Genomic DNA, 12,873 nt, shown 5'->3' with positions numbered 1-12,873 from the left:
GCTACTTCGCCTTTTTCGCCCGCGTCCTGGTCGCGTTTCCTGCTCTGACACGTTGAGCTGCGGCGAGCCTGACAAATTCATTGGTCACCACATTGTCAGTCGTGTTCCACGACAGCCGTACGGAACGATGCAATCTCGGTGATAGCTCCAGCACCTGGCCCCCGAACGGCGTGTAAGTCAGCGTGATGCGCGGGACGATCGACACGCCCATGCCGGCCTCCGCCATTGAAAGAATGGTGCGCATCTCGACCACATTGAAGGCGGCACGAAGTTGCGCGCCACTACGCGCGAAGTAGTCTGCGATCAATGGCCCGCAACCTGCCTTCGAGAAAATGAACGGCAACGCAGACAACTGTTTTGCCGACACGCTCTTGCGGCCGTCGAACGTACCGGCCGCCGCTACCGCGACAAAATTCTCATCGAGCAGCAGAAAATTGCTCGTGAACGTTTTCGTGCCCGCCACAACGCCGACGTCGGCGGTACCGTCCTCGATCCATCCTTCGACTTCCGTATCCGTGCCTTCGAGCAGCACTGCCGTCACCCCCGGATGCAACTCTTTCAACGCCTCGAGTGCGGGCACGACGAACGCCAGGGATACGCTCGGCAGCGAGGCGACCACTAGCCGCCCTTCAAGCTTGCCGCGCGACAGGCTGAACTGCTGGCGCAGCGTTTGCGCTTCTCGCACCACATTTCGGATGTACGGCCATAGACGTTCGCCGGCTGCAGTCAACACGACCGGCTGCCGGTCACGCATAAGCAGCTTGATCTGCGTGATGTCCTCCAGTTCGGTCAAAGCATGACTGATCGCAGATTGACTGCGACTGAGCCGGTCGGCGGCAGCCGTAAGCGAGCCGAGTTCGACCACGGCGGCGAGTGCCTGCAACTGAGCAAGCGTCATCTGAACTCCTTGTACCGGTGCACGTATGTCATGCATGAAATGCGGAAACGTCATGAATTATATTGAACGGACGCGCCGGTACAGGAAGCCGTACCGCGCCCGTGAGAATTGGCGCCGTACATGTGCTCCGGAAGGCGGCGCACGTGGGAACTGAAGGTCCGTTATCGCGAAGGCTGACTGGCTGATGCGGATCGGACAGCGACATCCACACAAACCTGCGAAGAACCGTTTCTTGTGCGGGAACGCTCATCGAGCATGCGCCGCCGGCTGCCCTTGCGCGCCCGGATCCAGCAGGTTCGTATCGAAGTTGCACGACTGCGCGGCAAGCCGCGCGATCTCGGCATTCAGCGAATGCGCGCGCTCTGCGCGGTGCAGCGCGACGTAGCGGACGGGCGGTAGCGCGGGCCGCGTCCGCACGACGTCGAGCGCGCCGCATGCGACCAGGTGCGCAACGCACGCCTTCGGCAGGTAGCTGACGCCGAGGCCCGACAGCGTCAGGCCGATCTGCGCGATCAGGCTGTTGCTCGTCAGGATCCGCTGCATGCCGACGCCGTGTTCCTGCAGAAAGCGCGTGTAAAGGTAGCCCGTGCCCGACAGGCCGCCTTGCAGGATCAGCGGAAACTGCGCGATATCCGCGAGCGCCGTGACCGTCTTCCGGTTCGGCGCGAGTCCGGCCGCGCACATCCACGCGTTGTCGACTTCGCCGACCGGCGTCGCCGCGAACGACTCGGTGGCGTGGATCTGCGGCACCACGATGAGGTCGATCGTATCGGCGGCGAGGCGGTCGCGGAGCGCCGCGTTCAGATCCACCTCCGCTTCGACGCGCACCTTCGGATACGCGGACTGGATCGCCGCGATCAGGCGCGGCAGCCACGTCAGCGCAGTCAGTTCCGTCACACCGATCCGCACCTGCCGCACCAGTGCTTCCTTTGAACTGATCCGTTCGACGATCTGGTCGCGCCGTTCGAGCAGCTCCTTCGCATGGTCGAACAATTCCTCGCCCTTGTCGGTGAGCCGCGCGCTGCGGTGCGTGCGGTCGAACACCGTGAGGTCGAACGCCCGTTCGAGTTCCTGGATGCGTTTCGACACGGCCGATTGCGTCGTGTTGAGCCGGCTCGCCGCCGCTTCGAACGAGCCGAGCTGCACGATCCAGTACAGCGCCTCCATCTGTTTGAACGTCAGCATCGCCCGTCGTCCTTCGCATGCGGAAAAGCGATAGTTTCTCATATAAAAAAATCGCTTTTTTCGTTCATTTCGGCTGCTTATGGTTTCGACGTCGTATCGCCCGCCGTGGGCGCCGGACGAAACGCGGGCGCCGCATTGTCGGCTTTCCCGTGTTCCGTCCCACGCCGAGCGGTCCGGTCGAGCGAGCGCATTCGCCAGAAAACGCGCCGCACGCTGCCCGACATTCAACCGAATGAACCCCTGGTTTGGAGAGAGCATGGACACCGTCATCGAAACCCCGCCCGTCCCGCACGCCGAGCGCAAGCCGCGCGTCGGCCTTGCGTGGCAGATCGTCATCGGCCTTGTCGTCGGCATCGCGACAGGGCTCGTGCTGAACCGCTTTCCGTCGTTGCGCGACGCGGCCGTCGCGGGATTCCTGCAGCCGGCCGGCGACATCTTCATCAAGCTGATCAGGATGATCGTCGTGCCGATCGTGTTCACGAGCATGGTGATCGGCATCGCGGGCGTCGGCGACGGCAAGTCGCTCGGGCGCATCGGCCTGAAGACGCTCGTCTACTTCGAGGTCGTCACGACGATCGCGATCGTGCTCGGGCTCGTGATCGGCAACGTGCTGCAGCCGGGCGTCGGCACCGACATGTCGCAACTCGGGCATGCCGACATTTCGCGCTATCAGCAGGCGACGCAGCAGGTGCAGGCCCATCACGGGCTGATGGCGCTGCTGCTCGGCGTGATCCCGGACAACATCGTCGCGTCGATGGCGAAGGGCGACCTGCTGCCGGTGATCTTCTTTTCGCTGCTGTTCGGGCTCGGGCTGCAATCGGTGCCGGACGAATACCGCAAGCCCGTGCTCGCGACGCTGAAAGGCATCGCCGATGCGATGTTCAAGGTGACGAACATGGTGATGCGTTATGCACCGATCGGCGTGTGCGCGCTGATCGCGGTGACGGTCGCGAGCTTCGGCTTCGGGTCGCTGCTGCCGCTCGTGAAGCTCGTCGCGGTGACCTATTTCGCGATCCTGCTGTTCGCGGTCCTCGTGCTCGGCGTCACCGCGCGGCTGTTCGGCTTCCGCATCCTCACGCTGCTGCGCGTGATCAAGGACGAACTGATCATCGCGTTCTCCACCTGCAGCTCGGCGACCGTGCTGCCGCAGCTGATGAAGAAGATGGAGGACTACGGCGTGCCGAAGAGCATCACGACGTTCGTGGTGCCGACCGGCTACACGTTCAACCTCGACGGCGCGTCGATCTATCTCGGGATCGGCACGCTGTTCGTCGCGCAGCTCTACGGCGTGCACCTCGGCTGGCAGGAGCAGATCCTGCTGACGCTGACGATGGTCGTCACGTCGAAGGGGGCGGCGGGCGTGCCGGGCTTCATGTTCGTGATCCTGCTCGCGACGCTTGCGAGCGCAGGGCTGCCGCTCGAAGGCCTCGCGTTCATTGCCGGCGTGGACCGCGTGATGGACATGGGGCGCACCGCGCTGAACGTGGTCGGCAACGCGCTTGCGCCGCTCGTCATCGCGAAGTGGGAACGCCAGTACGACGCGGAAAAGGGGCGCGCGTATCTCGCGTCGCTGGACGCGTGACGCGGGCCGCACGACACATCCCGACAATCATTCGAAGCAAACAGGAGCAATCCAGATGAGCAGTACCCGTGGAGCATTCTTTCCCGACGCGCTGATGCGGGAAATCAGGTCGCGCTTCCTTCATGTCGATCACGATCTCGACGGACGCGAACGCCTGTTCTTCGACAACGCGGGCGGATCGTTCCGCCTGAAGGCGGCCGTCGATGCGTTTGCGCGGATCGACGCGCTGCCCGATTGCCCGGAGCGCATTCACGCGCGCGCGCTCGATCTCCAGGCGATCCAGTCGCGTGGCGAGGCCGACGTCCGCACGATCCTGAACGCGCAGGGCGGTACCGTCCATGCGTCGCTGACCGCGTCGGGCGCGATGTTCGACATGGTGCGCGCGATCATGGAGAACGTGCCGGGGACGAACGCCGTCACGACGATCCTCGAGCATCCGTCGTCCTACGACGCGATGGCGTACTACGCGGACCGGACCGGAAAGACGCTGCGTGTCGCGCCCAGCAATCCTGAGACGGGCGGCGTGGACGTCGATGCGATCGTCTCGCTCGTCGACGCGGATACCGCGCTGCTCAGCGTGATGTTTGCATCGAACATCTCCGGCGCGAAATTCGACATCGCGACGATCGTCGCGCGGGCACGCGAGAAGAAGCCGGACCTGTTCATCGTCGTCGACGCGGTCCAGCATGCACCGCACGGCATCGTCGACCTGCAGGAAACGCCCGTCGACGGCATCAACTTCGCACCGTACAAGTTCTTCGGCTGCCGGGGCTCCGGCATGTCGTGGCTGTCGCCGCGCGCGGCGGCGCTGCCGCATCACCGGCTTGCCGCGAAGCAGGCGGGGGTCTGGGAGCTCGGCAGCCCGGCGCCCGCGCAGTTTGCGGTCGTCACGGCGATCGTCGATTACGTTGCCTGGATCGGCCGGTATTTCAGCGACACGGACGACCGCCGCACGCTGTTCGTCGAAGGCATGCACCGGATCGAACTGCATGAACGCGCGTTGCTGGCAGCACTGCTCGACGGTCACGGCGGCCGCCGCGGGCTCAGGGCGATCGACGGTGTCGAAGTCTACTGGGACCATGACGACCTGACGAAGCGCGACCTTATCGTCGGCATCGGCTTCGCGAACCTCGAGCCGACGCAGGCCGTGCGCGAATACGAACAGCGCGGCGTGATCGTCTACGAACGCGTCGCGTCGAGCGTGTATTCGGGACGGATGCTGAAGTCATTCAATCTCGACGGCGCGGTGCGGATTTCGCCGCTGCACTGTCATGCGCCCGAGGATATCGAACGCTTCCTTGCGGTGACCGAATCGCTCGCGGCACGCTGACCACACGGCCCGGATTTCCGGGCCGTGTCGCATTCGGGCGCCGGAACGCGAGCGGACCAATAGGATCGGGCTATGGCCGGCAGAGTCAATCGATAGTTGTGGACGTGCGCGATTGCGCGTGTAATGGCCTGCGATATTGCACGATGCCAACGAGTCCATGGAGGAGCAACGCGTGAAAGTTGTCGTAGCAGTGAAACGAGTGGTCGATTACAACGTGAAGGTCCGCGTGAAGTCGGACAACACGGGCGTCGACATCGCGAACGTGAAGATGTCGATGAACCCGTTCGATGAAATCGCCGTGGAAGAAGCGGTGCGCCTGAAGGAAGCGGGCGTCGCGACTGAAGTGGTCGCGGTGTCGGTCGGTGTTGCGCAGGCGCAGGAAACGCTGCGCACGGCGCTGGCGATCGGTGCGGACCGCGCGATCCTCGTCGAGTCGAACGACAGCGTCGAGCCGCTGGCCGTCGCGAAGATCCTGAAGGCGCTGGTCGACAAGGAACAGCCGCAACTGGTGATCCTCGGCAAGCAGGCGATCGACGACGATTCGAACCAGACCGGCCAGATGCTGGCTGCGCTGGCTAACCTGCCGCAGGCGACGTTCGCATCGAAGGTCGTTGTAGCCGACGGCAAGGCGACGGTTGCGCGTGAAGTCGACGGCGGCGCGGAAACGCTGTCGCTGACGCTGCCGGCGGTCGTGACGACCGACCTGCGCCTGAACGAGCCGCGCTACGTGACGCTGCCGAACATCATGAAGGCGAAGAAGAAGCCGCTCGAGACCGTGAAGCCGGAAGAGCTTGGCGTGGACGTCACGCTGCGCCTGAAGACGCTGAAAGTGGCGGAGCCGCCGAAGCGCGCAGCCGGCGTGAAGGTGCCGGACGTGAAGACGCTGGTCGAGAAGCTGAAGACCGAAGCCAAGGTGCTGTAAGAGGGAGCGGAAAGAAAATGACGATTCTGGTTATTGCGGAACACGACAACGCGTCGATCAAGGCAGCGACGCTGAACACGGTGACTGCTGCGCACGAGGTTGCCCAATCCGTCGGCGGCGACATTCACGTGCTGGTCGCGGGTCACAATGCGCAGGCGGCTGCGGATGCGGCGGCGAAGATTGCAGGCGTCAGCAAGGTCCTGCTGGCCGACGCACCGCAACTGGCCGCAGGCCTCGCGGAAAACGTCGAGGCAACCACGCTGAACATCGCGAAGGACTATTCGCACATCCTGGCGCCGGCAACTGCCTATGGCAAGAACATCGCGCCGCGTATCGCCGCGAAGCTGGACGTTGCGCAGATCTCCGACATCACGGCGGTCGATTCGGCCGACACGTTCGAGCGCCCGATCTATGCGGGCAACGCAATCGCGACGGTGCAATCTTCAGATCGGATCAAGGTGATCACGGTGCGTTCGACGGGCTTTGACCCGGTTGCAGCGGAAGGCGGCAGCGCAGCGGTCGAGAAGATCGAAGCGGCAGCCGACGCAGGAGTCTCGCAATTCGTGAGCCGTGAAGTGACGAAGCTGGACCGTCCGGAGCTCACCAGCGCGAAGATCATCGTGTCGGGCGGCCGTGGCCTCGGCAGCGGCGAGAACTACACGAAGGTGCTGGAGCCGCTGGCGGACAAGCTTCAAGCGGCACTCGGCGCATCGCGCGCGGCAGTCGACGCGGGCTACGTGCCGAACGATTACCAGGTCGGCCAGACCGGCAAGATCGTTGCGCCGCAGCTGTACATCGCGGTCGGCATCTCGGGCGCGATCCAGCACCTGGCCGGAATGAAGGATTCGAAGGTGATCGTCGCGATCAACAAGGATCCCGAAGCCCCGATCTTCAGCGTGGCCGACTACGGACTCGAAGCCGACCTGTTTCAGGCGGTGCCGGAACTGGCCGATGCCTTGCAATGACGAAGCGGAGGCCGAACTGACATGACCCAGCAAAGTCACCCGGCAGGCAACGGGGCGTTCTCGCCCCAGTCCTATCTTTTCGTGCCGGGCAGCCGGCCCGACCGCTTCGATGCTGCGTGCTCGAGCGGCGCCGACGCCGTCATCGTCGATCTCGAGGACGCGGTCGAACCCGCGAAGAAGGACGCGGCGCGCGCGACCGTCGCGGCGTGGGTCTCGCGCGCGCGGCCGGTGCTCGTGCGCATCAACGGCCGCGGCACGCCGTGGTTCGACGACGATGCGCGGCTCGCCGCACTCGACGGCGTCGCGGGCATCGTGCTGCCGAAGGCCGAGCACCCGGACGACGTGATTGCCGTCGTGTCGCGCGCGCAGCGCAAGGTGCCCGTGTTTCCGCTGATCGAGACCGCGCAGGGCATGTGGTCGGCGATGGAGATCGCCAAGGCGCCATGCGTGAAGCGCCTGATGTTCGGCACGCTCGATTTCATCGCCGAGATGGGCACGGACGACGATCGCGACGCGCTGAATCCGTACCGCGCGCAACTCGCGCTCGTGTCGCGCGTGGCCGGCCTCGACCAGCCGGTCGACGGCGTCACGCCCGACATTCAAGACGCCGGGCGTCTGGCAACCGACGCGCGGAACGGCAAGCGGCATGGCTTCGGTGCGAAGCTGTGCATCCATCCGAAGCAGATCGCGACCGTTCACGCATGCTACGGTCCCGACGAGCGCGACCTCGCATGGGCGGCGCGTGTGATCGATGCGGTATCGAACGCGGAGGCCGGCGCGATTACCGTCGAAGGCAAGATGGTCGATCGCCCGGTCGTGCTGCGCGCCGAGCGCCTGCTGGCGCTTGCCGCGCATCGTCGCCCGACGGCGCCCGTGTAACGGCCGACGCCGCGCGCGGATGACCGTGCGCGTGTGAACCATGACGATGGCCCACAGGCCGCAATGTCCGTCGGGGTGCCTTGAACAGCAAACGGGGCGCCGGCGTGCACTTCACCCCAAAGGTTGATCTTGGATCCAACCTTTGGGGTGTTTTTCATGACGAAATGAGATGAGCGTTTCCGGCATCGCGTGGTCCAGGCGTACCTGACTGGAGAGACTGGTACCAGAACGCTTGCTCAGCGTGACTCAGCGTGACTCAGCGTGACTCAGCGTGACTCAGCGTGACTCAGCCTGTCTCAGCGCGCGGTACCGCCCGCCGCTTCCGGTGCGGCATCGCTCGCCGTCGGCGCGATGTCCTCCAGCGCGTGCCGGCTCGTTTCGATGCGCAACAGCGCGATGCCGGCACACAACGCGACGAAGATCGCGCTGACCAGCGCGATCACGCCGCCGACGCCGAACGCGTGATACAGCGTGAGCGCGAGATACGGCGTCGCAATCGACGCGGCGCGGCCGGCCATGCCCGCGAAGCCCGTGCCGCGCAGGCGCAATTCGGTCGGGAACAGTTCGGGAATGAAGCCGAACAGCCCGAGCGTCGTGACCGTGTAGATGCTCGTGACGAGACAGAAGCCGACGACGATGATCGCCGCCGGTTCGCGCAGCGACACGTAGATCCAGCCGAGCACGATGCTGACGAGCGCCGCGGAGATGATGCCTCGCGCGCGGCCGATCCGGTCCGCGATGAGATACCCGCACACGCCGCCGACCGGCGACCCGATCGACATCAGCAGCACGAAGCCGAGCGACTTGACGATCGACAGGCCTTCGGACACGAAGAACGTCGGCAGCCACGCGATGAAGCCGTACAGCCCGATGTTGACGGCAATGGCCGTCAGCGCCGCGACGAGCGCGCGGCTGCGCATGCCGGGCGCGAACAGCGCGCGCAGCGGCACTGCGCCGACATTCAGGTCGATGGTGCGCGACACCGGCGGCAGGGTACCGACCTGCGACGCCACTTCGCGCTCGATCGCCTGCAGCGTGCGTTCGGCTTCGTCGAGCCGTCCGACGGATTCGAGCCAGCGCGGCGACTCGGGCATCCGGTGGCGCAGGAACCAGACGACGAGCGCACCGGCGCCCGCGATCGCGAACATGTAGCGCCAGCCGAGATTCGGAATCACCCAGTAGCCGATCGCGAGCGCGAAGAACAGCCCGCTGTTGATGATGATCGCGAGCAGCGACACCCATTTGCCGCGCGTGGCTGGCGGCACGAATTCCGCGAGCGTGCCGGCCGCAACGACGAGCTCGGCGCCGAGCCCGATACCCATGATGAAGCGCAGCACGATCAGCCATTCGATGCCCGGCGCGAAGCAGGCAGCGATCGACGCGAGGCCGAAGATCGCCAGGTTGAGCTGGTACGAATAGCGGCGCCCGAGCCGGTCGCCGATGTAGCCGGACAATCCCGCGCCGATCATCATCCCGACGAAGGTGGCCGACACGAACGCGGCGCCCGTGCGGAGGTCCGCGAAGCCGGTTTTCACCATCGCGGCGACGGCGCCGTTGGCGAGGTACAGGTCGAACGCGTCGAGAAACGCGCCACCTGCGATCAGGCCGAGGATCTTCCAGTGAAAGCGGGATACGGGCAAACGGTCAAGCCGGCCAGCGGCGTTGACGATCGATGTCATGAGTGTCTCCTGATGGGGGAAAGAGGCCGGCGCTGCTTCTGCGGCAGCATGGTCCGGCCGGGGTGAGCCTGCCTACACGACGCGCCGCTCCCGGAGTTGCGCGATGCCGGCCGGGTCGTAGCCGAGCTCGGCGAGAATCGCGTCGGTATGCTGTCCGAGCGCGGGGACGGGCGCCATGACCGGCTCGTCGTGCGCGGACAGGCCCGGCGGATACAGCGCGGGCACCGGTCCCGCCGCCGTGTCGACCTCGGTCCAGCGGCCGCGCGTACGCAATTGCGGGTGCTGCCAGACCGCGCGCATGTCGTTGACCTGCGCGTTCGCGATGCCGGCGTCGTCGAGGCGGGCGACCACGTCGTCGGCGGTCAGTTCGGCGAATGCGCCGCGAATGATCGCCGCCAGCGCGTCGCGATTCGCGGCGCGCCGGCTGTTCGCGCAGAAGCGGTCGTCGGCCGCCAGGTCGGGCTGCCGGAGCACGACGTCGCAGAAGCGCTGCCATTCGCGCTCGTTCTGCAGCCCGAGCATCACGGTCTTGCCGTCGCCCGCCGGAAACGGGCCGTACGGATAGATCGTCGCGTGCGATGCGCCGGCGCGGCGCGGCGGCGGCTGGTCGTCGATCGCGTAGTAGAGCGGATAGCCCATCCACTCGACCATGCTCTCGAGCATCGACACGTCGATGCGCCGTCCGTGTCCGGTGTGCTGCCGCTCGAGCAGCGCCGCGAGGATGTTCGTATACGCATACATGCCGGCCGCGATGTCGGCGATCGAGCAGCCGGCCTTCGCGGGCTCGCTGTCGGAGCCCGTGATGCTGAGAAAGCCCGACTCGCTCTGGATCAGCAGGTCGTACGCTTTCTTGTCGCGATACGGGCCGTCGGCGCCGTAGCCCGAGATGTCGCAGACGATCAGGCGCGGATAGCGCGCGCGCAGCGTGTCGTAGTCGAAGCCGAGCCGCTGCATCGCGCCGGGCGCGAGGTTCTGCACGAGCACGTCCGCATCGGCCAGCAACTGGTGGACGATGTCGGCGGCCTCCGGCTGCTTGACGTCGAGCGTCAGGCTCTCTTTCGAACGGTTCGTCCACACGAAATGCGACGCGAGCCCCGACACGCGCTCGTCGTAGTTGCGCGCGAAATCGCCGCTGCCCGGCCGCTCGATCTTGATCACGCGCGCGCCGAGGTCGGCGAGCTGGCGCGTGCAGAACGGTGCGGCGATCGCATGCTCGAACGTGATGACGGTGATGCCGGCAAGTGGGCGCATGGGGCGTCTCCGTCAGAACGACCGCGGCAGGTCGAGGATGTGTTCGGCGACGTACGACAGGATCAGGTTCGTCGAGATCGGTGCGACCTGATACAGGCGCGTCTCGCGGAACTTGCGCTCGACGTCGTATTCGCACGCGAAGCCGTACCCGCCGTGGAACTGCAGGCACGCGTTTGCCGCTTCCCACGACGCATCTGCCGCGAGCAGCTTCGCCATGTTCGCCTGCGCGCCGCACGGCGCGTGCGCGTCGAACCGGCGCGCGGCCTCGAAGCGCATCAGGCTCGCGGCCTCGACGTTCACGTACGCGCGCGCGATCGGGAACTGCACGCCCTGGTTCTGGCCGATCGGGCGGCCGAACACGACACGCTCCTTCACGTACTTCGACACCTTGTCGATGAACCAGTAGCCGTCGCCGATGCATTCGGCCGCGATCAGCGTGCGTTCCGCGTTCAGCCCGTCGAGGATGTACCTGAAGCCCTGGCCTTCCTCGCCGATCAGGTTCTCGGCCGGAATCTCGAGGTTGTCGAAGAACAGCTCGTTGGTCTCGTGATTGACCATGTTCGGGATCGGCTGGATCGTCATCCCGTTGCCGACCGCTTCGCGCAGATCGACGAGGAAGATCGACATTCCTTCGGATTTCTTCTTCACGTCGGCGAGCGGCGTCGTGCGCGCGAGCAGGATCATCAGGTCCGAATGCTGCACGCGCGAGATCCACACCTTCTGGCCGTTGATCACGTAGCGGTCGCCGCGCTTCTCGGCGGTCGTCCTGATCTTCGTCGTGTCGGTGCCGGTGGTCGGCTCGGTCACGCCCATCGACTGCAGGCGCAACTCGCCGCTCGCGATCTTCGGCAGGTAGTGCTTCTTCTGCTCGGCGGAGCCGTGGCGCAGCAGCGTGCCCATGTTGTACATCTGGCCGTGGCACGCGCCCGAGTTGCCACCCGAGCGGTTGATCTCTTCCATGATGATCGACGCTTCGGTGAGGCCGAGGCCCGAGCCGCCGTATTCCTGCGGAATCAGCGCGGCGAGCCAGCCGGCCTTCGTCAGCGCGTCGACGAACTCGTCGGGATAGCCGCGCGCCTCGTCGATCTTGCGGAAGTACTCGGCCGGAAACTGGCCGCACAGGTCGCGGACGGCGTCGCGAATGTCTTGATACGGATCGGTTGCGTGATTCATAGGGGGAATTCCGGGATGCATGGGGAATGGATCAGGCAAGGCGGACCTGGGCCGACATCGTCAGCCAGCCTTCGTGGTCCTTCGCCCAGAGCTCGGCCGTCCTGCCGTCGTCGGCCAGCCGGCCACACAGCGTGAACGGATGGCCGAGAAACGTCGGGCGCACGGCCTTGTACGTGTAGTCGCGCACGACCGCGCCCGGCAGGCTGCGGGCCACGAGATCGAGCAGCAGCGTCGCGATCAGCGGCCCGTGCACGACGAGGTCGGGATAAGCTTCGACCTCCTGCACATAGCGCCGGTCGTAATGGATGCGGTGACCGTTGAAGGTCAGCGCGGAGTAGCGGTACAGCAGCGTTTCGGAGGGCTCGATGGCACGCACCCACTGCGCGCCGTCGGGCGCCGGCACCGGCTGTGGACGCGGTGCGCCGGGTTCGGCCGGCTCGCGATAGACGATGTCCTGCTCTTCCTCGATGCACAGCACGCCGTCCGATTCGACGCAATGCCGGACGGTCACGAACGCGAGGTGTCCGCTGCGGCCGCTCTTGCGTTCGACCGACAGGATGCGCGACGTGCGCGTCGCCGGTGCGCCGATCGCAAGCGGTGCGACAAAACGGAGCCGCCCGCCGGCCGCCATCCGGCGCGGCAGGCCGAGATCGGGCAGGAAGCCGCCCGTGCGCGGATGACCGTCGGCGCCGAGTTCCGACTGGCGTGCGACGGACCAGAAATAGAGCCAGTGCCAGAGCGGCGGCAGTGCGTCGCCGGCGCGCGGTCGGGTGTCGTGGTCGAGGACCGCGGCCAAAGCGGCCGCCGGGGCGAGGGAAACGAGGTCGGTCGCGACCTCGGCGGCGCCGGTGCGAGCGTCGGACTGCGTAGCGTTCAATGCCGTCTCCGTGACTGGGCGTGCCAGCGGTTTGGAATGGGATGGAGACGACTGTAGGTGAAGCGGCGTCGCGCCGGAAATACCGATTGAATGTGCCGGTCATAGGGGTATCCTATGGCTTTGCGCTCGATC

The 12,873-nt window shown here is 65.8% G+C and carries 11 protein-coding genes; 5 read left to right on the top strand and 6 right to left on the bottom strand.

Annotated features, from left to right (window positions below; translation table 11 throughout):
- Position 1: 1 nt before the first annotated feature.
- Positions 2–898: a LysR family transcriptional regulator gene (locus tag ACV229_RS10025; protein WP_448082950.1), complete on the bottom strand. Its 897-nt coding sequence runs from the start codon at positions 896–898 to the stop codon at positions 2–4.
- A gap of 246 nt (positions 899–1,144) precedes the next feature.
- The gene (locus ACV229_RS10020; RefSeq protein WP_448082949.1) at positions 1,145–2,083 is read right to left on the bottom strand and encodes a LysR family transcriptional regulator; all 939 of its coding nucleotides are present in this window, start codon (positions 2,081–2,083) and stop codon (positions 1,145–1,147) included.
- Positions 2,084–2,339: 256 nt separating this feature from the next.
- On the opposite strand from ACV229_RS10020, the gene gltP reads away from it, so the two are divergent.
- The 5 genes from gltP (at position 2,340) to ACV229_RS09995 (ending at position 7,761) form a co-directional block, all read left to right on the top strand.
- Positions 2,340–3,665 carry a glutamate/aspartate:proton symporter GltP gene (gene gltP / locus ACV229_RS10015; RefSeq protein ID WP_448082948.1) on the top strand — a complete coding sequence of 442 codons (1,326 nt, stop codon included), beginning with the start codon at positions 2,340–2,342 and terminating at the stop codon, positions 3,663–3,665.
- A 55-nt stretch (positions 3,666–3,720) separates the two neighbouring features.
- Positions 3,721–4,995, top strand: a complete 1,275-nt coding sequence (locus tag ACV229_RS10010; protein WP_448082947.1) for an aminotransferase class V-fold PLP-dependent enzyme — start codon at positions 3,721–3,723, stop codon at positions 4,993–4,995.
- Between the two features lie 172 nt (positions 4,996–5,167).
- On the top strand, positions 5,168–5,917 hold the full coding sequence (locus ACV229_RS10005) for an electron transfer flavoprotein subunit beta/FixA family protein (protein WP_448082946.1): 750 nt from the start codon (positions 5,168–5,170) through the stop codon (positions 5,915–5,917).
- A gap of 17 nt (positions 5,918–5,934) precedes the next feature.
- Positions 5,935–6,882: an electron transfer flavoprotein subunit alpha/FixB family protein gene (locus ACV229_RS10000; RefSeq protein ID WP_448082945.1), complete on the top strand. Its 948-nt coding sequence runs from the start codon at positions 5,935–5,937 to the stop codon at positions 6,880–6,882.
- A gap of 21 nt (positions 6,883–6,903) precedes the next feature.
- Positions 6,904–7,761, top strand: a complete 858-nt coding sequence (locus tag ACV229_RS09995; RefSeq protein ID WP_448082944.1) for an HpcH/HpaI aldolase/citrate lyase family protein — start codon at positions 6,904–6,906, stop codon at positions 7,759–7,761.
- A gap of 296 nt (positions 7,762–8,057) precedes the next feature.
- On the opposite strand, the gene ACV229_RS09990 is transcribed toward ACV229_RS09995, so the two are convergent.
- From ACV229_RS09990 to ACV229_RS09975, 4 genes are all read right to left on the bottom strand, one after another.
- The gene (locus ACV229_RS09990) at positions 8,058–9,440 is read right to left on the bottom strand and encodes an MFS transporter (protein WP_448082943.1); all 1,383 of its coding nucleotides are present in this window, start codon (positions 9,438–9,440) and stop codon (positions 8,058–8,060) included.
- 72 nt (positions 9,441–9,512) lie between these two features.
- A complete protein-coding gene (locus tag ACV229_RS09985; protein ID WP_448082942.1) occupies positions 9,513–10,691 on the bottom strand; it encodes a CaiB/BaiF CoA transferase family protein in 1,179 nt (392 codons plus the stop codon).
- 12 nt (positions 10,692–10,703) lie between these two features.
- A complete protein-coding gene (locus tag ACV229_RS09980) occupies positions 10,704–11,864 on the bottom strand; it encodes an acyl-CoA dehydrogenase family protein (RefSeq protein ID WP_448082941.1) in 1,161 nt (386 codons plus the stop codon).
- Positions 11,865–11,895: 31 nt separating this feature from the next.
- Positions 11,896–12,741 carry an acyl-CoA dehydrogenase gene (locus ACV229_RS09975; protein WP_448082940.1) on the bottom strand — a complete coding sequence of 282 codons (846 nt, stop codon included), beginning with the start codon at positions 12,739–12,741 and terminating at the stop codon, positions 11,896–11,898.
- Positions 12,742–12,873: the final 132 nt, after the last annotated feature.

Source organism: Burkholderia sp. MR1-5-21 (assembly GCF_053427715.1).
Note: the sequence above shows the minus strand (reverse complement) of the source record. Positions and strands in the feature narration are given on the sequence as shown.